The sequence below is a fragment of the Endozoicomonas gorgoniicola genome, assembly GCF_025562715.2.
GTDB classification, from domain to species: domain Bacteria; phylum Pseudomonadota; class Gammaproteobacteria; order Pseudomonadales; family Endozoicomonadaceae; genus Endozoicomonas_A; species Endozoicomonas_A gorgoniicola.
In genome coordinates, this window is record NZ_JAPFCC010000001.1 from 331,100 (window position 1) to 355,802 (window position 24,703).

Genomic DNA, 24,703 nt, shown 5'->3' on the forward strand with positions numbered 1-24,703 from the left:
AGCATAAATGGATCAATCAGACAAGGATTTAAGAGTAGCAATACTGCCCCGGAAGCCTCAACGATATCACGACATTTCTGCCATCACCATCCGGATCTTGCTGGGCTTTCTCACTGCCAAAGGCAGTTTATGTCAACCGAAATCCGGACATGCAGTGTAGGATATACACGACATAATATGATCATTCGTCATGCCCATTGCCTGCTGCATCGTGTAGGAGTGAATGATCTTGCCAAACTTGTTTTCAGTCTTATCGTCTTGCAGCAGGGGCGTACCCGTAAAGGCAATAAAAGCAGCGTTAGGCAAAGCTTGCTGCATACGGATATTATTCTCACCGTTCTGGCTGCGATGACCTTCATCAACCAACACAATCATGTCCGGACTGTCGTTATGGCATTCTGGCAATTTAATGGCGGTTCGGAACTTATCGATGATCGAAAAAATAATGCGTTCGTTACCCTTGCCAATCTGCTCCGCCAGTCGTCGGCCTGTTGTTGCCATAGCCTCTTTCTTGTCCTTGCCGGACAATGCACCACCAGAAGCAAAAGTACGGGCAAGCTGGTCTTCCAGATCAACCCTGTCAGTGACAACAACGACTCGACACCTGGCGAGTTCTTTCAGCCAGATCAGAGCTTTAGACAGGAACACCATCGTAAATGACTTGCCGGAGCCTGTGGTGTGCCAGATGACACCACCATTACGAGCCCCTTTGTCGTCAAAAGAAGTAATACGCTCAACCAAAGCTTTGATACCAAATACCTGCTGATATCGGGCAACAATCCTCCCCGCTTTTTTATCAAACAGAGTGAAAAGGCGGGTCATGTCCAGCAGACGGTCATGTCGCAAGAGCGAAACCAGCAGACGATCCTGATCAGTCACCACCCGATCACCGCCAGCAACCAGAGACTCATACTCTTCACGGACTTTTTGAGGTCTGTGAGCAAAAACAGAATCAAGCTGAATCTTGGATAGCGCCTTGTTTTTAAGTTTGGAAAACTCTGCTTCAGTAATCTCTTCTTCTTTCCACTTCGCCCAAAACTTTTCTGGTGTACCGCAGGTGGCATAAAGACCTTCATGTCCATTCACCGACAGCAGTAACTGGCTGTAAGCAAACAGATGCGGAATCTCATCGATCTTCTGGTTGCGGATATTCTGTGAAATGCCTTCTGAAACGGTAGCCTTGCCTTCGGTAGACGAGTCTGGTCGTTTAGCTTCAATAACCACCCAGGGCAGGCCATTCACAAAGCAGACCAGATCGGGAATACGTTTGCCGGTTCCCTGACTGTTCTCCACTTCCAGCTCTTCGGTAAAGTGGTAAACATTATTTTCCGGGTTTTCCCAGTCGATAACCTGAATGGTTGGGCTGGCTTTTTTGCCGCCCACAAACTCGGTGATACCAATGCCGTAGGTCAGGGCGTTGTAGAACTTTTCATTCGCAGCTTTCAGCCCTTCGTTCATAGCCGGTGTCGCCAGTTCGTGAACAATTTTGTCGATAGCGGCTGACGACAGTGGGTGTTCTTTTCCCATAAAGGTAAAGGTTTTTTTTGCCAACAGTTCACGCAGTACCTGAGGCAGAATAACGGTAGACCGGCTTCCCCGTTGTGTCAGGCATTCAGCCGGGGGAATAAACTGGTAGCCTAAATGAGTCAGAAGAGTCAGGGCGGGGATTTTTGCGCTTTGTTCTTCCTTAAAGTTCGCCAACATCACATCAGACATTATTTCACCCATTGTCTGAGTACATTCACCACCACTGGCGCATAGGCTTCCAGTTTGCCATTTTTTGGTTTGGAAATGTCCTCAATCACCATTTCAATCAGTTCGTCATCATCCAGCCCTTCCTCCGGATCAACACCATTGTTCAACAGAAGCGTTTGGACTAACGACTTTCTTTTTTCAATCAAGCTGCGGTTGTTCTGCTCCCGGTCACCAAGATTAAGAACTGCTATCGTTTCAATGGCTCTGGCCGACTTTCCGGTAACCCGTCCACTCAGTTTGAATTCAAACTCTGTTTCACACTCAGGCATGAACGGAGTCAAAGGCAACGGCTTTGACTCGTGAGCGTCATCACATTGTTTTAACGTTGTGCAGCTGGTAACGATGTTGGTGAAATCCAAACTGCGATTAGGGGCAATCCTGCGAGCCTCGACATGTTCATTCATGCAATCACTATTTTCACCGGAAATAGACTGGCAGCAATAAGCGCACAGGTAAAACTGCTCTTCTAAACAGGCAGCACGGATATCCTGTCGTTCCTTTTCCGTCAGGTCTCCATAATTACCTCTGGGGTTTCTGGCTTTCCACTGCCGCAAGCTTTCAGGCTCAAACCCTTCAATTTTACTGATTCTTCGCACTACGCAACTCCTTTTTACGAAGCTCTTTTTTACGAAGCAGTAACCGGGCTTTGGTCAGTTCCAGATTAGTCTCGGGAAGTTCCTCTTCTAACCCCTTCAGTAACTGATGGGCCAGTGTCAAATCAGCATCGTGTATGGCATCAAGAAGATCATTCAGCTGAATATTGATGTCTTTATTCCTGATATCGGTATCCATAATATCCAGCAGAACCGTGTTGGCATCTTCACCATACAACGGTTTCAGCTGTTTTAATTCATCATCGTCAATCAGGTAGGTCAGCACATTTTTACTGTCGCTGATCACCAAAGGTGAATGAGTGGTTAGCACAAACTGACAATTTGGGAAAGTTGCCGTCAGTTGATTGATTAAACTGCGCTGCCACTGGGGATGAAGGTGCATATCCACTTCATCAATCAAAACAATGCCATCGCCTTCCAGCGGGTTTTGCAGTGCCGGATTCATCACCGCCAGTCGCCGGGCAATATCACCAATCAATGCCATCAATGACTTTTCGCCCTGGGATAACTGGGCGACATCGAACGCTTCACCATTTTTGTCAATCGACATATGCAGCCTTGGTTTACGCCTTACCCGCAGGTTGGAAAACTCTGGCATAAATTTGTAAATAGCGGAGCGAACCGCTGACAGCTGCCTGTCTTTTGATGAGGCTTTCAACTCATTCAGCCGTTTCCAGGTATCTTCATCTTCTTTTAGTACTGAGCGCAGCTGGTCAAGAATATCATCCGAGAGACCAGACTCATTTTCGCTGTCCTCGCGCTCCCGGAACCATTCAAAAAAACGCCTGAAGTCAACGCCCTGACTAAGGGACTTGTCATAACCATCGAGTTGCAGGAAAGTGTGTTTGTCTCTAATTTTCAGGGGGATGTCGAGCACTACCCGCTCAACAGAATAAAAAGCCATCAGCGGTAAACTGGCTGTTTCATTTTTGGAGAGTGATGTCCGATAGTGGTCAGCCAGAGCTTTAGCGCCAGAGTATTCACTTTTGAACTCACCCTTGCGGCCTTTGCGAGCCTTAGCAACCATCCACGATAAATAATTATCTTCATCAGAGTACCCTTCAGCATCAGGGTCATCGGGATTACCGGTAAAGCAGAACACATCAACGGCCATCGCTGCCGAGTTTTTACCATTCTTTATGGCCAGCTCTGGTATCGGACTACCGGCACTTTTATCACTCTGGATACGGGAGACCAGCCAGCTCAGGGAGGTGGCCAGTGATCGCAGAATCGAGGTTTTTCCGGAACCATTATTACCCACAAAAACGGTAACATTGCTGTTCAGGTTCCCAAGGGGAGCCAGTAAAATGTCCAGCTCTGAAAAACGCCCGACATTGCGTAATGTCAGCTTTTTAACCTCCATTAACTTTCTCCCTGCTTGATACCGTTTTGTTCCACCTTAACCCTGCGCTTACCGGTCAGCAACTGTTGCATCAGGGCTTTTTTTTCTTGTTTGAGGTGGGTGAGTTTTGTTTCCAGTGTTTCGATTTCTTGATCTGCGGCAGTTAGGACTGAGGCGATTTTTTGTTGTTCATCCAACAAAGGTACGTGAACTTTAACTTGAAGTAGATCTTTTGGGTTAACTCTTCGTGCTTTTCGGCCGCCATTAGCTAAGCCAAGGTTAGATGTGTAAAAATCATCCCTTGAGACAAACTCAATGAACCACTTAGGTGTTACATTCTGAGTAAAATCGAAAGCAGGTAGATCTAAAGTTGACTCAAAGCCATCTAAATGCTTAGGAATAATACCAAAAGCCCCATTCAGAAAATCCAGTTTACTGTAGATAAACTGACCAGCTTTTCTTTTGTAATACGTGGTTGAGGCACTGCCTAAACGCTTTTCTTTTTTTTCAGTGACTCCACGACCATACAGCTTTACAGTAAGTTTTCTAGCACGTTCTCCGTTGGTTCCTGAAGTGCGGCTTTCGGTAATCAATTGTGAGATAGGAGTAATTTCCCACTCCCCCACAAACCCAGCAAAACGCTTTTTCCCTGTCAGCAACTGCTGCATTAGTGCTTTTTTCTGCTGCTTGCTGGCCTCAATCAGCTTTTCGGTGGTCGCAATGGCTTTGTCCCAGGTGTTGAGGATTTTTGCTATTTTGCGTTGTTCTGTAAGAGGCGGCCAGCAAAGTTGTAACTCTGCAAATCTTGAAACTCCGAGATGTGCTATGGACGTGGTTTTTTTTGCAATACCCTGAAATGTACCGTCATATAAACATAGCCGGAAGCGCTGTAGGGCGTAATCACGGTCAACCTTGTTGTTGCCACGAAATCTTACAAGAGTATTTTGAAAACAGCATTCTTCAGGAAAGCCTGTGTACATCGCTGGCCTACCAACAAGCTCTACACTCTGGCCTTCATTAAGTAATATGTCTCCATGATGAAGTTGATACTTCTCATATTCCTTTTCAGTAAATCGCATTGAGAGAATATCTTTAGTGCAAATTTTATCATCAAACACATTTGCAACTCTCAAATATTGGCGCACAGACCCATCTTTAAACTTAGGAGACCTTTGTCTTCCTGCGTTTACTACGCCAAAGTCCTTAACAGGAGCGCCAATCCAACCCTCAGGCACCATAACCCAACTCCTCCTTTACGGTAGAGGCAATAACTTCTTGCCCTTCCCCCTGGCAGGTGTCGGAGTGACTGGCACCGTCCGCTCCCTCCCCTGGTAAGGGGAGGGCTGGGGTGGGGTCACTCAGCCCATTCACAAAACCAAGCACCACCGCCAGAACCCCTTCAAGGTTGTGCATAATGTCCTCATTACTGAACCGCATCACTGTCAACCCAAGCTCTCTCAACTCCAGGTCTCTTCGAGTGTCGCGGTTTTTTGCTTCTGCCGTGATGAAGTGGCTCTCACCATCGAGCTCCACCACCAGCCTTTTCTCCGGGCAGTAAAAATCGACAATGTAATGCCCAATACCGTGCTGACGGCGAAATTTAACGCCCAGCTGTTTCTGACGCACTGACCGCCAGAAACGCTGCTCAGGAGCGGTCTGGTTCTTACGCAGGCTGATACGACGCGCTTTGTACTGGGGACGGTTGAATAGCCGTACGGGTTCCTTTACCCCCTCCCGGCCTCCCCCTTGACAGGGGGAGGGGCGATCAGTGCCTGCCTGCTCCCTTGTTCCTTCCCGTGGCAAGGGGAGGGCAGAGTCAAACTGGTCATCACTCATACCCAAGCTCCTTCAGATAGCCTGCGATTTCAGCTTCCAAAGCCGTCATGCAGAGAAATTGTGCAACGCTGCGTTGCACAAAATGGGCAGGCAGCAGTAAAGAAAGGTGCGACACTGCCGCACCATTGTTATTCATCATGGCTTGATGCCTCCAAAACGGCGGATAACTCTTGCTCCAGTTCTTCAATGGTGGGCAAGCTGGATTGCAGGTCTTCCGGCAACTGTTGGGTCATGGTCTGTTGCCAGTTAGAGACACCAATGGGGTTGTTGTAACCTGACAGAGCGTATTCAACCACCAGATTGTTCTTCTCTTTCACCAACAGTAAGCCGATAGTGGGCTGGTCGGTGTCGTGGCGCATCTGGTCGTCAATGACAGCCTGATACAGGTGTAGCTGGCTCACATGCTCTGGCTTAAACGCACCTATCTTCAGTTCCACCACCACATAACAGCGCATTTTCAAATGGTAAAACAGCAGGTCGGCGTAAAAGTCCTGGTTGCCCAGCTCAAGATGTACCTGTCGTCCCACAAAGGCAAAACCCTGGCCGAGCTCCACCAGAAACTGTTCCAGATGTTCTTGCAGACGTTTTTCCAGTTCTGCTTCCCGTTTAGGTGTATCCAGCCCTATAAAATCAAACAAGTAAGGATCTTTAAATAATTGCACCGCCATATCCGACTGAACGGGGGGCAGGGTTTCAGGGAAGTTGTTAATGCTTTTGCCCCGTCGGCCAAACTCGTTGTTGTCGATATGGAAAACCAGCATGTCCCGGCTCCACCCCCGTTCCAGTGCTTCCTGTGCGTACCAGAGACGGACGTTCTGCTCTTTAACCTTGTCCAGCAAAGCGCAATTGCTGCGCCATGGCAATTGTGCAACGGTGCGTTGCACAATTTCAGCATCTGGCCAGCTGGCAGCAAATTTTGTCATGTATTTCAGGTTTCTGGGGCTGAATCCAGACAGTGCGGGCAGTTGTTTTTTCAGGTCTTGCGATAGCCGGTCAATGACCTTTGCGCCCCAGCCAGCTTGCTGTTGTTTGATCAGAATGTGTTGCCCCAGCTGCCAGTACAACAGTATTTGCTCTACATTAACTTTGTGTAGGGCTGTCACTCTCTGACCGGCGATGATATCAATCATCCGGGTCAGGAAATCGGGGTAATCTCCGGGCAGGTTACTCAGGCTCTCACCGACTGGAAAGCACACTCCATCACGTTTAGATGGCACCCGTTCTTTGCGCTTTTCGTGTTTATGATCTTTATCACTCATACCCCAACTCCTCCAGATAACCCGCCATTTCCGCTTCCAGATTAGTCAGCTCATTTTGCAGCGCCAACCGTTCACTCCGCACCGCCATCAGATCAATCTCTTCTTCTTCCTCAAAGGTATCCACATAGCGGGGAATATTCAGGTTGTAATCGTTCTCCTGAATTTCTTCCAGAGTGGCAAGGTAGGCGTATTTGTCCACCGTCTTGCGATCCTGATAGGTATCAACAATCTTCTGAATATTGTCAGTAGTGAGCAGGTTCTGGTTTTTACCCGACTGGAACTCACGGGAAGCATCAATAAACAGTACTTTGTCGTCAGTTTTTTGCTTTTTGAAGATCAGAATCGCCGCAGGAATCCCTGTACCAAAGAACAGTTTTTCTGGCAGGCCAATAACGGTATCGAGCAGGTTTTCATCAATCAGCTGTTTACGGATTTTGCCTTCGCTGGATGCCCGGAACAGCACACCGTGAGGCACAACCACGCCCATACGTCCCCCTTGCTTTGATGAAGAGCCAGGTTTCAGGGTTTCAATCATATGGGAGATAAAGGCGTAATCCCCCTTGGTTTTGGGCGGAATACCACGACGGAAACGGGCAAACGTGTCATTGCCTGCATCTTCATGTCCCCACTTATCCAGTGAAAACGGAGGATTTGCTGTCACCACATCAAAGTGCAGCAAGCCACCATTACTGTCTTGCAGCTTAGGGTTGCGAATAGTGTCGCCCCACTCAATACGGTGGTTATCTTCGCCGTGCAGGAACATATTCATTTTTGCCAGCGACCATGTAGAGCCAATAGCTTCCTGACCAAACAAGGCGTACTTTTTAGAACCGTTATAGTTCTTCTGCACCTGCTTGCCACACTTCATAAGCAGAGAGCCAGAACCACAGGCCGGATCACAAATCTGGTCGCCTTCTTCAGGTTCCAGCAGAATAGAGAGCAGGTCGGACACTTCAGGCGGGGTATAGAATTCACCCGCAGACTTACCACTACCCGCAGCAAAGTGCTTGATCAGGTATTCATAAGCATTACCAATCACATCCAGAGAACCAACACGGCTTGGGCGCAAGTTCAGGGTTTCTTTACCGAAATCTTCCAGCAGGTGGCGCAGAATATCGTTCTTCTGCTTTTCATCACCCAGCTTGTCGGTATTGAAGCTGATGTCCTGAAACACATTTTTCAGCTTGGTTCCGTTGGCTTCTTCAATAGCATGCAGGGCTTGGTCAATACGGCTACCGTTACCCGCTTCATGGCGGTGTTCGTATAAATCCCAGAAGGTAGAACCTGTCGGAATTTTAAAGGACTGGCTCGCCATCATCGCTTCGATCATGGCAGGATTGTCACCAAACTGCTTGCTGAGTTCGTCTACTTTATCCTGATGCACATCGGAGATGTATTTCAGGAACAGCATGGTGAGGATAAAGTCTTTGTAAATCGACGGATCGACGGTTCCACGGAAGGTATCGCATGCTTTCCAGACGGTATTGTTGATCTCTTGCTGATCGATGGGCGAATTTGGCATAAGTGTTCTCGGTTAATGCTCTGAAGAGTGTGAGATTAAATCGTTGGCAATAGCGTTAAGCTGCTGTTGTCGGTTAGTCATGAGCTTCTGTAGCAGTGCGTTCTCTCTGACGCTGGCAGCATAGAGTTTGGCGATACAATTTTGTGTCTCTATATCTGGCAGTGCTATGGGAGCAGCCGCCTGATAGGAATCCTCCACCGACTCAGGTGGGGGAGGATGTCAAATTTTCACCATATAAGACATATTTACAGTTTATGCGTCAACCGAAATCCGGACATGCAGTGTAGGATATACACGACGTAATATGATCATTCGTCATGCCCATTGCCTGCATGTAGGCGTAACAAATAGTACTGCCGACGTATTTGAAGCCACGCTTTTTCAGGTCTTTGCTCATGGCCTCTGACTCAGGGGTTGTTACGGGGACTTCGTCCATGGTTTTCCAGTGGTTGATGATGGGCTGGTGGTTGACGAACTGCCAGATGTAGGTGTCGAAACTACCGAACTCTTTCTGTACTTTGATGAATGATCTGGCGTTGGTAATGGCGCTATTTATTTTTAAACGATTACGGATAATGCCTTCATCGTTTAAAAGTCGTTCTATGTCGGTTTCGTCAAACCGAGCGACTTTCTGCACATCGAAACCAGCCAGTGCGTTTCGGTAACCTTCGCGTTTCTTGAGAATGGTCAGCCAGTTCAGTCCTGCCTGTGCGCCTTCAAGAATCAGAAATTCAAACAGGGTCTGGTCATCATGGCAGGGAACCCCCCACTCTTCATCATGATAACGAATATAAAGCTCATCGCCTGTACACCAGTGGCATCGCTGCTCCTGGCTGACGAGTTGTTGTGTCATCGTGTAGTCCTTTGTGGAAAGTTATGCCTCGATGGAGCTGGCAGCCTGTAAAATCTCGTTCACAAACATTGTCAGTAATTTTGGCTGATACTTTCAAATATTGGCCGCACAAAATGAGACACTGCCTGAAGCTTGATTCAACTAATACAAATCCTCCTTCCCGCTAAATACATCACTTTGAGTCAGTCAGGCATTGAATCAATGCTTGCTGAATATTGCCGATAGCACACAGGAAAAACCGGGCAGACCGAATGGCTGGATAAGCGAAAACAGTGAGAGGGATACTCTGGCAATGTTTAATGGCATTGAACCTCAGTCAACAGGGAAAAGCACTTCAACGAAACTCTCCGGGCCAGTTGACCAGGGCGCTTCGGAAACAGGCAGAACGTCAGACTTCAGGGATGTCAGTGTTGTCCCTCCGACCGATTTTTCGAACAGTGGAGCCAGCCCTTACCAAAGTCCGGCACGCCAGCTTAAGCGCCGAAGGATAAGGCCGGTTCATGTAAAAGGTGACACAATCGGTTCCGGTTCGATATTGTGGCAGCCTGCCCCCCGCCAGACGCCACACCCCGCGACCCGACCTCTGTCTAAAGCGCAATGTGCTGGTTTGCCCAGGCGCAGGTTTATTGATCGGTTTATGGCGCTTGCTGTCTGCATGGTACTGGATATGAGCTCGGTAAGGCAGAAGTTTGTGTCATACTCCTCGGCGACCGTTCATCTCATAAAAGATCAGTTACAAAATCTGCAACAGTTACTTAAGCTGGGCAAATCTCTGAGTGGTGATGAGCGGGCAGCTTCCAGGAAACTGGTCAAAAGTCTGCGCAGAAACGTTAAGCAAGCTAAAAAGGCAGAACTGGATGAGGCTCATAATTACATTCAGCTGGTCAAGGCGCTCAAGAAAATCAACCGTGGAGAAATCAGCAGTCACAAGGTTCATTTAGCCGGTATTGAGTTGGCGGGTGGCAAAGCGAGCCTTGAAAATATCGATATGACGGTAACGGGCGTTGATGTGGTCAGCAGCGCAAGTGGTGAGCTGGTTCCAAGGCTAAAGGCTGACGTGAAGGCCACGCTGGTTGTTTCGGTTCCCGGAAAACCTCCGATTCGTGTCAGTGTTGACATTGAGGATGCCGAGCTGACCCTGGAAGGGCGGGTAATGCCTTTTGTTAATTCCTATATTCAGGGCAATGCAATTAAGAACCTGTTTAAAAACATCCGGCACCTGCGGGAGAACAAGAAAGCGAAGTTTCAGCTAAGCCACCTGGGGTTATCAGCAGCGAAGGTGTCGGCAAGGCTGGAGGACATTGATCCGGGCGCCGTCAGTCGTATCGCTGCTCGATCTGTTTATGGTAATCGTCGCCTGATTGAACGGCTGATGGCCGATCTGAAAATGCCTGTCGATTTTCGGGTTGATGAACTGGAGCTGTTTGACCATGACCAGAAGCATCCCATGTTAAAGGTTGAAGACCTCTGTGGACAGATGAAATGCCGTCAGGCTCATGAAGTGCAGGATGGCGAAAAGGAAACCAGGGGTTTCAGTCTGCAGACAGGCAACCTGTACTGTGATACTGAACAGGCTTCTGATCTTGCCAGTCGTACCCTGAAGAAAATGATACAGGTTCCGATGGCGGTGATGCCCGGGGACGCACCGGTCACTTCAACCGCTTCCGGTGTTTTGAGCAAGCATTCAGAGCGTTTCAGGGCAAACATCGCTCGCGCTGAAATAGATTTTAATATGGACTGTATTCACGAACAGCGCTCTTGCAAGACTCTGGGGCAGGAGCAGCTGGATATATGGGCGGACCAGCTGGAAGCGTTTAATGAAGGCGCAACCTATCTGGATCTTGGTGCCGGAGAAGTACATGTAAATATTGAAAGAAAGGGAAGCGACCGTTCGGTAACGACCAGACTTAACGACTTTATGATGGATGTCGATCTGCGTGAGGAATTACCGGACAAAGAGCTGAAACTGGACCTCCATGGTCGTGTACAGGGGCTTGATGCAGAACTCTCAGTCATCAAAAAAGACGGTGAAACCCATTACCACGGTGAACTGGGGCAGGTTGATATAAAGACAACGCCGGAAACCATGATGATCGCCAAAGGTCCGCTGGAAGTCTCTCTGCCTGGCAGTGGCCGTTTATCCTTTGATTCCGTTGTCGTGGACAGTCAGGCTCAGGAAGAGGGTCGTGGCAATCATGTCAGAATGGATGGTATCAAAGGCAAAGGCTCTGGCGATATTCGGGTAAAAAGTCCGGGCAATGAGTGGCGGGTGCCAGTGCGTGGTTCAGGGAGTGTTGAAGCTTTGGATCTGGCTGTGCAGCAAAATGCAGGTGGTGTTCAGGATGTGCCTGAAACCCTGGCTTATGCTCAGTTGCAGTCACTTAAATTAAATGACCTTGGAATAGCGGGTGTCAGGCTAGGTGAGGTAGAGGCTGACCTGGATGAACAAGGCAGTGGGATGATCCGGTTAAACCGGGTTGAGCTGGATGGCAGTGAGTTGTTGAAAAATATTGAACTATTGCCGGAGGCGTATCGGCAATGGATTACCCCGGCACTGGTTGAAGGGCGAATTTTCCGTTGTGATATCTCCCTCAAGGTCATGAATGGCGAAATTCTCAGCGACCAGTCGCAGGTATCCGGACTGGATATCGAGCATACTCAGGAAGCCGGAAAAACCATGACGGGGCAGGCAGCAGGCTACCTGCTGGGGATGTTCCAGGGGCTGGTTAATCGTCTGGATGTATCGGCTATCAATGTTCATGAGGGGCGGCTGTGGCTGGAACTGAACGTAAAAGGCTGGCATTTGCCGGTACCGCTTTTCAAGGTTGGCTCAGAGCATATGAATGAAAAAGGCGGGGTGTCGGTAGCCGGGCTGTTGCACGAAAACACCGGTGTGCAACTGATGGGAATGAACAACAACTATCGGGAGCTGCTGCATAGCGTCAATAATCGTGTCAGCACCGGAAAAAAAGACAGCCTGCGAGTACTGGAGGAAACCTGCAGGATGGCCCCGAAGCAGGAGGCCGTCAGTATTCTTCAGCGGGTTGATATGAACAGTATTCTGGAACAGGCGAGGGCAGGAAATCCAGAGGCTGTGGCTGACCTGCCAGTGTTTTACCGTTTGTTCCTTCAGTATCCGGAAACGGTTAACAGAGCCTTGCAGGTCAGGGAGTTTATCCAGTCGCCAGCAGAAAGTCTGGATACCTTCAGGGCTGAACCTTATGCCCGACAGGTTGACCCTGTCCTTTTATTCCAGAACCTGCAACGTGAAGGCGAACCGGAAAAGGCTCTGACAGTAATGGAACAGGCTCTGGAGCAGGCACCCTATAACCCCCGACTGAACTATTTTGCCGCCGTTCTCCTGAACGATCAGATGGACATTCCTTTAGAGAACTCGTCACCAGATAGCTCTCCATCAGAAAGCCAGCCATTGAAGGAAGGTGATGAAAAGCGGCTTCGCGTGCAGCAGGCAAGGGTTGCCAGCCTGTTAGCCAGGGCATCCAGAGGTGGATACACCCGAGCCAGTCAGCGGTTGAATGAGAAGGCTCAGGCCAACGATCCTTATGCCATTCTGGCACAGTGTGGTGATACCCTGACCCGGACAACAGACATATATGAATTCTATACAGCGGTGGCAAAACTGGAGCGCCTTGCGACGAATGCGCAAAGTGATATCAGGGATTGTGCAGGACAGATACTGGTGAGCAGGGCGCAGAATGCTGACTGCATGTTCCTGAACCCGGATCCGAAGCGGGTCAGTGAGCTGGATAAACAGCAACAGCTAATCGTTGAAGGCAGGGAAAGCGAACTGAGCAAGGAGGATGCCTACCGCTGGGGTTTACGTTTACTTTATGGTGTGGAAGGAGTGGGTGTGAACCCGGAGCTGGCCATGTATATCCTGGACCTCAGTCAGCAAAGTGGCGTTGAGTCGGCATCTGTTCATCAGCAGGTGTGCAACAGGGTACATCACTCTAATCCGGCAGCCGCTGCTGCCTGATGGCTCCCAGCCTCAGCTACCTGTGAATTAAACGGAGTGGGAGTGAGATTGCCGTATTCTTCTCAACTCTCGTATAGCCGGATCACAACGGCAGCGATAAATGATGGCTGCTGCCCCAAAAAAAACAATCCCGGCGCCGGCCGCACCCACTTTGATCTGAGCATTCAGACATTCGTCGTCTTCCTGGCAGGTGGCCATACTATAAAAACCACCAATCAGTGTTGTAAGCAGGGTACTCATGGCGCTTCCTACCAGCGTGTAAACCGGAACACGGGTTGCCAGATGTCGCAAATGCTGTAAGGTACTGGGCTGAGGTCTGCCTGCAGCAATACCGGCCATTTGTCCCATCAGGGGTTCCACCTGTCCGAGCAACGTCATCAGATCGTTTGCGGCGTCGTCATCCAGATCCTGGACTGCCTCATAGGAAAACTCCCGAAGACTCTCCATTAAGTGCTGGTATTGTCTCAATACTCTGGCGCTCCTCAGGTAGGAGTTCTGGTGCAGCGCGCTGAACATATGGTGCGCACGAAAAAAAAGAGGATGCCTGTTGGTTCTTTGTCCCACCGCATGCTGGCTGCTTGCCAGAAGAGGTGTTGTCTCGTCGCTGTGTTGTAACAGTGAACCTTCAAGAGAACGGTTACTGGCAGTACCTGCGTCGCACTGGATGCGCACCAGTAACTGGTCAAGGGCATTATCCCGATTGATGATCAGCGTGTGTTTGCGCCAGAACTCAATAATGCTTCGCTCTGCGGCCTCTCCCAGAGAAAATGAATGAGAACAGTGTTCACATAAAGTGCTGAGGGGAACTAGCACATCGCTACTCCCTGCCGTGATGAGTGTGACTCAAGGATAGAGCATTTGCAGGGCTTATGACACCTGAGTGCAGGCAGGGAACGCACCTCTGGCGGTAGTGACATCATGGATGCACGCAGCCTGTATGGGGGATAAAACACTGTCAGTTTGTTGGACAGGCAGGTATGCTGTTGAATTAAATACATCCCAGAGATAATGAACGAATGGTAATTTCCGACAACAAGGTCGTAAAGATTCATTACACCCTGAAGAACCAGGGCGGTGAGGTCATGGACAGCTCCGAAGGTCACGAGCCTCTGGCTTATCTCCAGGGCGCCGGGAATATTCTGGAAGCTCTGGAAACTGCGCTGGCAGGCAAGCAGGCGGGTGACAAGCTGAAAGTGTCTATCGAAGCGGCTGAAGGTTATGGTGAATACGACGAAAGTCTGGTTCAGCCAGTGCCGCTGGAACAGTTTGGTGATCACCAGGTGGAAGTGGGTATGCAGTTCCATGCTGACACCGCGATTGGTCCTCGTGTTGTGACCATCATTGCCATCAGCGAAGAAGAGAAGCAGGTGGTGATTGATGCCAACCATACTCTGGCCGGAGAAGACCTGTTCTTTGATGTTGAGGTGGTGGAAGTGCGTGATGCCACTCAGGAAGAGCTGGATCACGGACATGTGCATGGGCCGGATGGCCACGAGCATTAATTAGCGGATGCTGATTAAAAAAGCCGGGCAGGTAACAACAAACTGCCCGGCTTTTTTATTGCGTTATAGCGGTAATATATCAGGGTATTTTACAGTCATAATCAGTCAGTGGAATATTGGCTTCGGTTTCTGGAAAAGGTTGGGAGACTGCTCGCTTATAGCGATAGTAAACGTATAAGCCAGCGCAAAATACGCCTGCCAGTACCGCGCCCGCGCCAATACTGACTCCTGCTATGCCTCCGTTACTTAAGGAGGCGTCGGAGTTCCTGTTTTTTTTTTCACAAGTTCAGAGCTGTTTTTCCAGGTTGCGTCAAGGGACGGAGTGATAGACGGAGTCGATGGTGTCGGTGGTACTGGCGAGCTGTTCACAAGCATTGAATTTGAGCTGACAGTGGGTGCTGAGCCTGACGCACTGGGTGTCGACATGACTGGCATGGATGGAGAAGGGGGTAATGGTGTCGGCGAGCTGTTCACAAGCATTGAATTTGAGCTGACAGTGAGTGCTGAGCCTGACGCACTGGGTGTCGACATGACTGGCATGGATGGAGAAGGGGTCAATGGTGTCGGCGAGCTGTTCACAAGCATTGAATTTGAGCTGACAGTGAGTGCTGAGCCTGACGCACTGGGTGTCGACATGATTGGCATGGATGGAGAAGGGGTCAATGGTGTCGGCGAGCTGTTCACAAGCATTGAATTTGAGCTAACAGTGGGTGCTGAGCCTGACGCACTGGGTGTCGACATGACTGGCATGGATGGAGAAGGGGTCAATGGTGTCGGCGAGCTGTTCACAAGCATTGAATTTGAGCTGGTAGTAGATGCTGAACCTGGTGTACTGGTTGTTGTTGTGATTCTGTTCTCCATTGTTTGGGAGACAGCAGGGGCAATGTTGGTCTCTGACGAAAGTTTGACCTTTGACGTTGTGACAACCGGCGTCGTCTGAATGCCCGGCGTTATGCTTTGAAGCCGACTAGCTGAGCGAATAAGAGACGTGGCTGCCAGGCTTGTCATTGGTGTGGTGGTAAAAGTGGAAGCAGAAGGAGATATGTAACCAGAAGGGCAGGGCGTGCCATCGGAAAATATAAATCCTCCCTCTATGCTTGTTTCTTCCAGAGCTTCGCAGGGAGACTCAATTTCTTTCAGGTAGCTGTTGTTGTTATCACCGGAAAGTTTTATTGGATAAATCTGAAAGTCCGTTCTTCCAAACGGTTGTTGCTTCCCTAAGAGTTTATTCGATTTTAAGTGAAGATCGAGCTGTCCGAGCAGAGCAATCGAAGTCATAAAACCGGAAATGTCATTATTTTCAAATTGGAAACCTGGAGAGGTCAGGCTTGCCAGCTCCGGCTTTGTAATTCCAGAAATAATGATTCCTGCTGTTCTTCCCGCACTAAAACCCAGAGAAGTAAGGCTGTTATCCTTTATGAGTGTTGCAGAATTTGGAGCAACTTTTAAATCTAATACTTCTCTGACGTCAGTGATGAATTTGTTGTCCTGGAAATCCAAAACATGAGTTTTTCTCGTATTGTTTGAATAATCTGTATATTGAAGATTTATTTTCAAAGGGGTATCAATGTCTTTCTTAGGAACTCTGTTTTTACTGGCATAGCATGAGCTAAAAGTATTATTGCGAAAACTAATAAACACCCTGTCATCAAGCCATCTTGAAAAAATATCCTGATGATTTTCTTCTAGTGACATATTAACTATTGCGTCATTTATCTGGAACAGATTGCTGTTAGTGATTTTGATGAGACTGTATCCCTCGGGATAATTGAAGCTCATTGGCTGCAGGTCTATTTTAATCATATCCGAATACACCATATCAGGATATATGGTTCTACGGTGCAATCTTCTGGACCCAAAATGCCCATATTGATAACACAGTTTGCTATAGCTTTGTCTATATGAAAAGGAAGTGGCGTTTGTTATGCCTGAAATAACGACTCCAGAACCCGCAAGTCTTATAAGATTATCTCTTTTAGTATTTTGATTAAAAGTGGCGTCTGTTGAGTGCCAATGGCATGAAAAGCTAGCAGAAATTCTTCGTGCCATAGAAATATGATAGTCTTCCGCCAATGCGACCTTGTTAACATCAATTGGAATACCAATAAGCTTTTGACCGGAATCAAGAGTAATTGCATCCGTAACAAAAAAATAATTGGTCCAGGTTTTCGGTATATGACTCGAAACCCCTTTATCTTCTCCAGCGATAAACGTGCTCCCTATAGTACACGATGCCTCATTCTCTCTAATGTTGACACCGTATGCCTTTCCAACCAGTAAAAAAGCTGTGCCAAATCTTTCGTGCCAACTTTTGGAATCGTTATAACCATTAATACGTTTATCAAGATTAAACTTTTGTTCAGGTACCTCTATAATACATCGCCTGATCTCTTCATCCGGGTGTTCCCGGAAAAATTTTTCCATGCCATCAGCAATGACTTTCACAATGGCATCGTTACTTGCATCCAGGCGACCCATGTTAACCGAAAAATTACAAAGCCTGTTCAAACGGTCCATAGGTGACTCTGATGGAGAAGCAGGCTGCTCAGTGGTGCTAAGCGTGGTGGCGTTTGTGGGGATCGCCACGGCTTTATCTAAAAATCCGTACATGACAAGTACGAACAGGTACAGGATGTTAAAGCGTTTGACTTTATTCATATAAAGACTGTCCTCACAGCCAAACAAAGCAGGCTGCTCTATACCGGCGGAAGCTGGATTAATGAAAACAACCTCCGGAGATCTGGATGGTATATCTAATGATTAATTGTTAATACAAATGAGAAGTATTATCTTCCCTGAATTAAATAGCCCATATATTCACTGGCTGCAAGAAAATAGTCGGTACTTAACCAAACCTGTTGATTTGACAGGCTGCTTACCACAATCACCCAGTACGTCTTTACAAACCATCTTTGCCTTTCAATTCGTAGGTTAATGGTTGTATAGTTCGCAGCCATTTTGTTTGTTTGTCGATTGTTTGTTGTCTATGCGACTCCTGACTGCGCCATTGGTGGCGATTGCTATAACTGCTTCTGTCTATAGTGCGGAAAATGCTTTTCCGTACTGGACAATGATTGCGCAATGGAAAAACCCTCTTCTGTTTCTGGCTGGCATGATGGCAGGAGTACGCTGGCCGGACTGGGATTTTTTAATACCAGGGTTAAGCCATCGTTCCGGCTTGACGCATTCCTTACTGTTGCCGATGGTCGTGTATTTTATGGCATTACCTGCCATTGCTGCCGGTTTGTCGCTGGGTATTGCCCTGCATCTGTCTTCTGATATTCAGCCAAAAGCCTGGACGGGAGGGGCATTGATAAAATTTCCTGTTCTGGGCAGCATCGGGAAAAGGCTGTCGCCGTTGTGGCTGTTTATCAATATTGCGGGCTGCATTGGCATTATGGCGGCTTCCCTTGATATTGAACCGCATTTTGCCCAGTTGATTATGCTGATGGTGACGTCTGCCGGAACCTTCTGGTATTTCAGTCGAGAGGAAAAGAGGCGCCTGATTCCACTGACCACTCTGGCAGCCAGTGGCTTGCTGGTTCACAGTTTTCGCAGTGGGCTTCTTACTCTGAACGCTGTGACTCAGCTTTTTGTCTGATCGTCTGACTTCGGGAGCGCTGACGCTCCCTGTCGCGGATTTTCTGTTTGCGTCGTGATGTTACGGTATCCGCAACCTGCCCACCGATATGAGCCTCGCCTCTGGCTTTAGCCAGCTGCATCTGCTTTTCCCGCTCCTTGAAACGCTGCTTCTGCTGGCTGGAATGTTTGTTATGGCAGTGTGGGCAGCTGACCCCCTGCTCATAAAACGGGCTGGCTTTATCTTCCTCGGTAATGGGCAGGCGGCAGGCGTGACACTGGTCGTATTGTCCCTGCTCCAGCTGGTGGTTGACGGTGACGCGGTCATCAAAGACAAAGCATTCGCCTTCCCAGAGTGATTCTGTTTCCGGAACGTCTTCCAGATATTTGAGGATGCCACCCTGCAGGTGATACACCTGTTCGAAGCCCTTTTGTTTAAGGTAGGCCGTTGATTTTTCGCAGCGAATACCACCAGTGCAGAACATGGCGACTTTTTTGTGTCTGGCCGGGTCAAGGTGTTTGTCAGCGTATTCAGGAAACTCCCGGAATGTTTCGGTTTGCGGGTTGGTAGCATGCCTGAAGGTTCCCACCTGGACTTCGTAAGCATTGCGGGTATCGACCACGACTACCTCCGGATCTGAAATCAGTCGGTTCCAGTCCTGAGGTTTTACATAAGTGCCAGCACTCAGGTTCGGGTCGATATTCCCGACCCCCATGGTGACAATTTCTTTTTTCAGTTTGACTCTGGTGCGTTTGAAAGGCTGCTGATCCGTGAAAGACTCTTTGGTGGTCAGGTCGCTTAGTCTGGGATCATCTCTCAGCCAGTCCAGAAGGTTATCAATGTTTTCACGGCTTCCGGCCACCGTGCCATTAATGCCTTCATGGGCAAGCAGTAGGGTTCCCCGGATTTGAAGTCGGTGCATCGCCTCGGACAGGGGCAGGCGCAGGGACTGGTAGTCGGTGAGAGTCACGAATTTGTAGAGGGCGCAAACAACGGTTTTCATTATTGTTGTCCATATTGTTGTCCATTGATTGTACAACGCATTATCAGGGGATATGTTCAGGAAGCCGGATGATGGGTTGGTTAAATGTGGTGGAGAGTGTAGCAGTCAATCGGGGATTAGAAAATACTGCTGCGGTCTTCTTCGCTATGAAGTGGGTATCAGTCAGTGGAAGCGTTTCTTCCATAAAGTGTTAGGCACACTAACCGCGTAGTCAGTGTATTTTCAAAAGCACGGGTCATAATTTAAAGAGTATTAAAAAGCCAACCAATAATAACTTTTAATTAAAAAGAATAAGGAGTAAATGATATGCACTCAACACAATTTCTTAATCATCCCACAATCGGCACTTTCGGGGTCGGCCAATCTGATACAACACTCCATTCCGATGAACCCAGAGGGGCCGGTACGCTGAATGGAATGGGGGTAACGGAAGAAAACGGACACAAGTATCTTTCCCGGATGGCTGCCGACCAGACGAAGCCACCAAAAACATCCATCATGAGCAGAATAGCCCGACCGTTTAAAGTGGCGGGCAGCTACATGAAAAGCACCATCGTAAACAGTACCCGGTATGCCGCAAACATTACGGAGAAGCTGGGTAAATTTGTTGGTGCTTCCGCAATTCTCGGAGCCCTGTGCCCTATTACTGTACCCTTAGCGTTAGCGGCAGTTTTCCTTCCAGGGTCACAAGCTGGCAGGCAACTCGGTAGCATAGTCAGTCCAGCTGAGTCGCTGGCTGGAAGTGCAGGCTATATTGTTGGCGGAGTTGCAGGTGCGGCAGTGGGGCTGGCTTTAACGCCTCTTGCAGGCATGATTGGCCTTGTCAGGGGGGCGGTCAGTCACATACCCGCCTCACGTTCTGCGAAAATCTGATTCCAGTCATTTGGTCAGGGCGATGCAGTGCCAACACCGAAGGGATGAACACTGCATTTTTCCCTAATGGTAATGGCTGCCTGGAAAAGCAACAGAGCGGGAAGTGTTGTCAGTTAACTTTGCAACCAGACGTTCTTAGCCCAGTGCCAGACCGTAGGCCACGTTTCTTCTTCCTGCAGTTCACCGTCTGACCAGAGACCGACTTCGCCTTCAGCGGAAACGCAGTAGTAATCGCCATTGTATTCGCAGATTGGGATCAGGTCTCTGGGAACACCCAGATCCCAGGCGGTTGCAGTGACTTCTGGCAGATAGGTGTGTGAATGGGAGTCAGCAATGGTGACCGGCTCCATTGAACCATAGACGACATCGCTTACCTGTAACAGGAATTCACGAAATTCGTAGGGTATGGGCAGCAGGATCTGTTCCTCTATTTCTATCAGGTCATCTTCGTTGGGAAGATCCAGCGGAATGGCTACCTGTTCCGCATTTTCCCGAAGTTCTTCAATGACATCTTCCATCGGTCTTTATCCAGTAACAATAGTTTGCCCTAGTTTAACATTGCTCACCTGTAGCGTGATCACATTTAGGCGGACAGATGTGGGGTATAATAGGCTGGAAGTGCTATGGACTGTCTTTTGTCATAGTGCGTTTCGGTTGTAAATTTGGCTTTTTCGGGTAATCAAACGTGAGCAGCGTCGCTGTCAATTTGGGTACCGACCCTGTGCCAACCTGTTTCTGGCATTATCTGCTGCCCTCTGTTATGGGCATGATGATCAAGTCTGTATATATCATTTCAGATCTGATCTTTATTGGTCAGCGTATGGGATACGCTGGTCTTGCAGCAATTAATATTGTAATCCCTTACTTCACTTTTATGTTTTCGATTGCCGTGTCGATTGGTGTGAGCGGCTCAGCGTTGATGGCGATTCGTTTTGGTGAAGGGCGTAGACAAGAAGGCCTGATTATGTTTCAGCAGGCGTTCTCCCTGACCTGTATCATTATGGTGCTGTTCACGTTTTTTACACTGCTGAACCTGGAAAACATTTCTTGCCTGTTTGGTGCTGATGAAGAGCTGTTGCCCCTGGTAAAAGATTATCTGGGCATGATAACGCTGTTTGCTACTCCGTGTGGTATTGGCTGGGCCATGTCTGGATTCATCCGAAATGATGACAACCCCGGGCTGGTTATGATGGCAATGATTGGTAGCGCCTGCACTAATGTTTTTCTTGACTGGCTGTTCCTGTTTCCATTTGGCTGGGGCATGAAAGGTGCTGCTTGTGCCACGGGTATTGCTGAGGTGGTCATGTTGGGAACGCTGTTATTGCACTTCCGTCGCCCAAATCAGGCGTTGAAGCTTAAACTGGTGCTGCCGGACTGGCACATTGCCAAACTGATTTTCAGGAACGCTGTGTCGACATTTACCATGGAATCTGCGTTTGGTGTGGTGATCATGATATCAAACTGGGTGTTGTTAAGGCTCGGCGGTAACCTGTTTGTTTCTGTGTATACCATTGCCCTGAACTGCACCTGGGTGGTGGTTCTTCTTGTGTATGGTGTCGGACAGGCAGCCCAGCCGATTATCAGCTTCAATTATGGTGCCGGGCTTAACCACCGGATTCAGGAAATCATCAAACTCGGGTTTGGGCTGGTGATGGTGATTGGCCTCACCCTGTCGCTGGGAATGGTTGTGTTTGCCCACTCTATTGTGACCCTGTTTGTTGATAAGCCATCTGAGCAATTGCTGGCTCTGGGGGGGCATGTATTGCGGCTGTATGCATTATCATTAGTACCTATGTGTATCAATCTGATGACGGCGACACTGTATCAGTCGGTTGATAAAGCCGCTTATTCCACGGTTATTTCCATGTTGCGGTCTCTGGTTTTGCCGCTGGCAGGATTATTCTTATTGCCAGGCTTATTTATGGTTAATGCCATTTGGTACAATTTGTTGCAGACAGAGGTTACGACTGCCCTGATCAGTGTGTATTTCCTCAAGCGTTTTTGGGATCAGTTGCGTAGAAACAGCGTTTAACCCTCTGTGACGTTGTTTGTATAAAGAGTCTGCATGAAGAGTCTGTATGAATGGTGTTCACAGGCTTTCTGTCAGAAAGCCTGTGATGAGAAGCAGAAGGGCTATCTTCTGGAGCTATTAGCTTTTCTTTCGACGCAGTGGTTCAAAGCCTGCATCGACTGCAGTACTGGAGGTGTCAGAAGGCTCACGACGTTTACCGATGTTTTTCTTCACACGATGACGAGCTTTGGATTTGTCGACGTCTTTTTTATTGGCCTTTTTCTTTTTCGATCCTGCCGCTTTACCGGAAGCCTTGACCTTTTTCGGACCTTTCCATGAACCGCGCAGCTCTTTAATGGAGCGCTTTTCAAAACGGGTTTTCAGGTAACGCTCAATACTGGACATCAGGTTCCATTCGTTAGGGCCAATCAGGGCAATAGCCAGCCCTTTGTCACCGGCACGTCCGGTACGGCCAATTCGATGCACATAATCGTCACCACTTCGGGCCATATCGAAATTAATAACCAGTTGCACACCTTTAATGTCCAGACCCCGGGCTGCTACGTCTGTGGCGACCAGTATATTGATCTGGCCATCCTGAAACCGGTTCATAATCTGTTTGCGGTGTTTGTGATCCATATCACCGTGCAGTACACCCACCTGTAACCCCTGCCTTTCCAGCAGATTAAACAGATGCTCGGCATTGTTGCGGGTATTGGAAAAGACCAGTGCTTTGTCAAAGGGTTCGTGCTTCAGCAGCCAGCTCAACAGACGTTCCTTGTGCGGATTGTCGTCAGACAGCATGATCTGCTGGTGAATGTTTTCATGCTTGTCGCGGGCTGTACTGAGGGTAATGGTTTCCGGGTTTGTCAGTACAAGCCGGATAAGCTCGCCCATGCCTTTGGGTTTCATCGTGGCAGAAAACAACAGGGTCTGGCGTTCTTTACGGCATTCGTCAGCAATTTTAAGCATATCGGGGCTGAAGCCAAAGTCGAGCATCCGGTCAGCTTCGTCCAGCACCAGATATTCGAGGTCTCTGAAATCGGTGTTGCTGTTTTCCATGTGTTCCAGCAGGCGCCCCGGCGTGGCGATCAGGATTTCCGGGTTCTTGCGCAGGGTGTTAACCTGATGGCGGAAATCGTCACCACCGGTAATGATGCCTGCTTTCAGCCAGGTAAAGCCCGCCAGTTTTTCACACTCTGTCATAACCTGACGTGCCAGTTCCCGGGTGGGTACCAGAATCAGCCCCCGGGTGCTGGAACGGGGTGCCGGATTATTCTGCATGTGATGCAGCATGGGCAACAGAAAAGCGGCTGTTTTACCACTGCCGGTCTCTGCGTTGACGATAAGGTCCTTGCCTTTTAACACCTCAGGAATTGTGGCTTCCTGAACGGGCGTTGCCTGAGTGAATTGCTGTTGGTCCAGAGCCTTTTGCAGGCGTTCATGCAGTGCCAGTTCGGAGAAAATCAAGGGCGGGTCCTCGGCAGAAAATGATGGGAAATTTGAGAGGCAGGCATTCTATGTGGGAAGGACTGAAAAAGCTATCTCCTAACTGAACAAGGTTCGCCAAACAGCATGTCTGTGACAACATCTGAAAGCGCGTCTGAGAACTCGTTTAACCAGCGGTAATGCTCTGCCATCTGCAATGTGTTGTAGACAAAAACGCCTTTTTTGATCAGCAACAGTCCGGTTTGGCTACCTAAACTGACGACTCCTCCATCGGTCATGTCCAGGGCGTTCAGTCCATAAGTCGTTTCAAGGAACTGTATGATAAGAGTTGACTTATAAGTAACCAGATAACCGACTACTTTTACATGGTCTTCGACTTTATTGCTGACAATCCCGCGAACCGACAGCTCAGATTCGCCTTCAGTATGGGAGTAGCCATTCTGGTGCTGTTCAAAAACATCCCCTACCGCGTCTCCGATCGGACTCAGCAATAGATTCATGGCTTCAAACAGCACAAGCCCACTGAGAAGACTGACGTAGCCGGGGTAAAGTCTGTAGGTCATTATGAGGGGCAGGCCGATTGATATGGCATCTTCTGCCAGATCGTCCAGGGAGTTTTGTAAAAAATGGCTGATCTGGTCAAGAACAGAGGAGGCAGTACTGGAAGTCAGCTGTTGTAATCGTTCCTGTGGACTGGTTGGTAATTCCTGAATACTGATAATGTTACAGATGTTTCTTTTTACCCAGGGGGTGGGGCAACGATCAAGGAATTTTGAGTCGTCAGGAAGCCTTTTGCTGGTCATGACCTTTTCAAAAAGCGGATCATCATTACAGACCAGCGTGGATTCGTTGCCGGAGGTATCGATCAGGCACAGTTTCCCATCCCACTGGCCGAGAGCATAAACCTGAGGCGGGGCAAATGCTTTTACCCCTGTGGTGAGTATCGTGAGTACCAGACAAACTAAAAGACAGAAGTATTTCATGAAGCAGGGTACTTCTGGTTATTTGGTTATTAAATTAAAGTTTCTGAGGTGAATTATGTATTAACCCTTTTTTGGTTAATAATTTGCCATCTCAGGGCTGAGTTGCTATTTGATGATAGAATAA

20 protein-coding genes are annotated in these 24,703 nt (G+C 48.6%); 5 read left to right on the forward strand and 15 right to left on the reverse strand.

Annotation, left to right across the window (positions count from 1 at the left end; all coding sequences use genetic code 11):
* Positions 1–132 precede the first annotated feature (132 nt).
* The 9 genes from NX722_RS01490 to NX722_RS01530 all read right to left on the reverse strand — a co-directional run bounded on the left by NX722_RS01490 (position 133) and on the right by NX722_RS01530 (position 9,181).
* A complete protein-coding gene (locus NX722_RS01490) occupies positions 133–1,716 on the reverse strand; it encodes an HsdR family type I site-specific deoxyribonuclease (RefSeq protein ID WP_262566395.1) in 1,584 nt (527 codons plus the stop codon).
* A complete protein-coding gene (locus NX722_RS01495; protein WP_262566396.1) occupies positions 1,716–2,351 on the reverse strand; it encodes an HNH endonuclease family protein in 636 nt (211 codons plus the stop codon). Before NX722_RS01495 ends, NX722_RS01490 begins: the two co-directional genes overlap by 1 nt.
* Positions 2,335–3,732: an AAA family ATPase gene (locus tag NX722_RS01500; protein ID WP_262566397.1), complete on the reverse strand. Its 1,398-nt coding sequence runs from the start codon at positions 3,730–3,732 to the stop codon at positions 2,335–2,337. Before NX722_RS01500 ends, NX722_RS01495 begins: the two co-directional genes overlap by 17 nt.
* Positions 3,732–4,949 (reverse strand): restriction endonuclease subunit S, encoded by a 1,218-nt coding sequence (locus tag NX722_RS01505; RefSeq protein ID WP_262566398.1) that lies wholly within the window; start codon positions 4,947–4,949, stop codon positions 3,732–3,734. Before NX722_RS01505 ends, NX722_RS01500 begins: the two co-directional genes overlap by 1 nt.
* Positions 4,939–5,547, reverse strand: coding sequence for an endonuclease domain-containing protein (locus NX722_RS01510; RefSeq protein WP_262566399.1), 609 nt, complete (start codon positions 5,545–5,547; stop codon positions 4,939–4,941). Before NX722_RS01510 ends, NX722_RS01505 begins: the two co-directional genes overlap by 11 nt.
* Positions 5,540–5,686 (reverse strand): hypothetical protein, encoded by a 147-nt coding sequence (locus NX722_RS01515; RefSeq protein WP_262566400.1) that lies wholly within the window; start codon positions 5,684–5,686, stop codon positions 5,540–5,542. Before NX722_RS01515 ends, NX722_RS01510 begins: the two co-directional genes overlap by 8 nt.
* A complete protein-coding gene (locus NX722_RS01520; RefSeq protein WP_262566401.1) occupies positions 5,676–6,806 on the reverse strand; it encodes a PDDEXK nuclease domain-containing protein in 1,131 nt (376 codons plus the stop codon). The genes NX722_RS01515 and NX722_RS01520 overlap by 11 nt, the downstream gene beginning before the upstream one ends.
* The gene (locus NX722_RS01525; RefSeq protein WP_262566402.1) at positions 6,799–8,328 is read right to left on the reverse strand and encodes a type I restriction-modification system subunit M; all 1,530 of its coding nucleotides are present in this window, start codon (positions 8,326–8,328) and stop codon (positions 6,799–6,801) included. Before NX722_RS01525 ends, NX722_RS01520 begins: the two co-directional genes overlap by 8 nt.
* A gap of 259 nt (positions 8,329–8,587) precedes the next feature.
* Complete coding sequence (locus tag NX722_RS01530; protein ID WP_262566403.1) at positions 8,588–9,181, reverse strand: DNA-3-methyladenine glycosylase I; 594 nt, start codon at positions 9,179–9,181, stop codon at positions 8,588–8,590.
* Positions 9,182–9,386: 205 nt separating this feature from the next.
* Between NX722_RS01530 and NX722_RS01535 the strand changes: the two genes are divergently transcribed.
* Positions 9,387–13,178 (forward strand): hypothetical protein, encoded by a 3,792-nt coding sequence (locus NX722_RS01535; RefSeq protein ID WP_262566404.1) that lies wholly within the window; start codon positions 9,387–9,389, stop codon positions 13,176–13,178.
* A 27-nt stretch (positions 13,179–13,205) separates the two neighbouring features.
* On the opposite strand, the gene NX722_RS01540 is transcribed toward NX722_RS01535, so the two are convergent.
* Entirely contained in the window at positions 13,206–13,991 is a 786-nt protein-coding gene (locus NX722_RS01540; protein ID WP_262566405.1) for a hypothetical protein, read from the reverse strand.
* Positions 13,992–14,194: 203 nt separating this feature from the next.
* Here NX722_RS01540 and NX722_RS01545 point away from each other — a divergent pair, with 203 nt between their 5' ends.
* Positions 14,195–14,680, forward strand: coding sequence for an FKBP-type peptidyl-prolyl cis-trans isomerase (locus NX722_RS01545; protein ID WP_262566406.1), 486 nt, complete (start codon positions 14,195–14,197; stop codon positions 14,678–14,680).
* A 246-nt stretch (positions 14,681–14,926) separates the two neighbouring features.
* Here NX722_RS01545 and NX722_RS01550 read toward each other — a convergent pair whose 3' ends face one another.
* A complete protein-coding gene (locus NX722_RS01550) occupies positions 14,927–17,338 on the reverse strand; it encodes a hypothetical protein (RefSeq protein ID WP_262566407.1) in 2,412 nt (803 codons plus the stop codon).
* A 304-nt stretch (positions 17,339–17,642) separates the two neighbouring features.
* Between NX722_RS01550 and NX722_RS01555 the strand changes: the two genes are divergently transcribed.
* On the forward strand, positions 17,643–18,281 hold the full coding sequence (locus NX722_RS01555; protein ID WP_262566408.1) for a hypothetical protein: 639 nt from the start codon (positions 17,643–17,645) through the stop codon (positions 18,279–18,281).
* Here NX722_RS01555 and trhO read toward each other — a convergent pair.
* Positions 18,247–19,263, reverse strand: a complete 1,017-nt coding sequence (trhO, locus tag NX722_RS01560) for an oxygen-dependent tRNA uridine(34) hydroxylase TrhO (protein ID WP_407647946.1) — start codon at positions 19,261–19,263, stop codon at positions 18,247–18,249. The genes NX722_RS01555 and trhO overlap by 35 nt on opposite strands.
* Positions 19,264–19,569: 306 nt before the next feature.
* On the opposite strand from trhO, the gene NX722_RS01565 reads away from it, so the two are divergent.
* On the forward strand, positions 19,570–20,136 hold the full coding sequence (locus NX722_RS01565; protein ID WP_262566409.1) for a hypothetical protein: 567 nt from the start codon (positions 19,570–19,572) through the stop codon (positions 20,134–20,136).
* A 113-nt stretch (positions 20,137–20,249) separates the two neighbouring features.
* On the opposite strand, the gene NX722_RS01570 is transcribed toward NX722_RS01565, so the two are convergent.
* Complete coding sequence (locus NX722_RS01570; protein WP_262566410.1) at positions 20,250–20,654, reverse strand: SMI1/KNR4 family protein; 405 nt, start codon at positions 20,652–20,654, stop codon at positions 20,250–20,252.
* Between the two features lie 167 nt (positions 20,655–20,821).
* Between NX722_RS01570 and NX722_RS01575 the strand changes: the two genes are divergently transcribed.
* The gene (locus NX722_RS01575) at positions 20,822–22,168 is read left to right on the forward strand and encodes an MATE family efflux transporter (RefSeq protein WP_262566411.1); all 1,347 of its coding nucleotides are present in this window, start codon (positions 20,822–20,824) and stop codon (positions 22,166–22,168) included.
* A gap of 117 nt (positions 22,169–22,285) precedes the next feature.
* Here the strand turns inward: NX722_RS01575 and NX722_RS01580 are convergent, their stop codons facing one another.
* Positions 22,286–23,617 carry a DEAD/DEAH box helicase gene (locus NX722_RS01580; RefSeq protein ID WP_262566412.1) on the reverse strand — a complete coding sequence of 444 codons (1,332 nt, stop codon included), beginning with the start codon at positions 23,615–23,617 and terminating at the stop codon, positions 22,286–22,288.
* A 71-nt stretch (positions 23,618–23,688) separates the two neighbouring features.
* Positions 23,689–24,579: a hypothetical protein gene (locus NX722_RS01585; protein ID WP_262566413.1), complete on the reverse strand. Its 891-nt coding sequence runs from the start codon at positions 24,577–24,579 to the stop codon at positions 23,689–23,691.
* Positions 24,580–24,703: the final 124 nt, after the last annotated feature.

Coding starts and splice junctions, on each gene's coding strand:
- NX722_RS01520 (WP_262566401.1), bottom strand. CDS start 6,806: ATGAGTGATAAAGATCATAAACACGAAAAGCGCAAAGAACGGGTGCCA.
- NX722_RS01565 (WP_262566409.1), top strand. CDS start 19,570: ATGCACTCAACACAATTTCTTAATCATCCCACAATCGGCACTTTCGGG.
- NX722_RS01585 (WP_262566413.1), bottom strand. CDS start 24,579: ATGAAATACTTCTGTCTTTTAGTTTGTCTGGTACTCACGATACTCACC.
- NX722_RS01490 (WP_262566395.1), bottom strand. CDS start 1,716: ATGTCTGATGTGATGTTGGCGAACTTTAAGGAAGAACAAAGCGCAAAA.
- NX722_RS01500 (WP_262566397.1), bottom strand. CDS start 3,732: ATGGAGGTTAAAAAGCTGACATTACGCAATGTCGGGCGTTTTTCAGAG.
- trhO (WP_407647946.1), bottom strand. CDS start 19,263: ATGAAAACCGTTGTTTGCGCCCTCTACAAATTCGTGACTCTCACCGAC.
- NX722_RS01525 (WP_262566402.1), bottom strand. CDS start 8,328: ATGCCAAATTCGCCCATCGATCAGCAAGAGATCAACAATACCGTCTGG.
- NX722_RS01545 (WP_262566406.1), top strand. CDS start 14,195: ATGGTAATTTCCGACAACAAGGTCGTAAAGATTCATTACACCCTGAAG.
- NX722_RS01530 (WP_262566403.1), bottom strand. CDS start 9,181: ATGACACAACAACTCGTCAGCCAGGAGCAGCGATGCCACTGGTGTACA.
- NX722_RS01515 (WP_262566400.1), bottom strand. CDS start 5,686: ATGATGAATAACAATGGTGCGGCAGTGTCGCACCTTTCTTTACTGCTG.
- NX722_RS01550 (WP_262566407.1), bottom strand. CDS start 17,338: ATGAATAAAGTCAAACGCTTTAACATCCTGTACCTGTTCGTACTTGTC.
- NX722_RS01505 (WP_262566398.1), bottom strand. CDS start 4,949: ATGGTGCCTGAGGGTTGGATTGGCGCTCCTGTTAAGGACTTTGGCGTA.
- NX722_RS01510 (WP_262566399.1), bottom strand. CDS start 5,547: ATGAGTGATGACCAGTTTGACTCTGCCCTCCCCTTGCCACGGGAAGGA.
- NX722_RS01570 (WP_262566410.1), bottom strand. CDS start 20,654: ATGGAAGATGTCATTGAAGAACTTCGGGAAAATGCGGAACAGGTAGCC.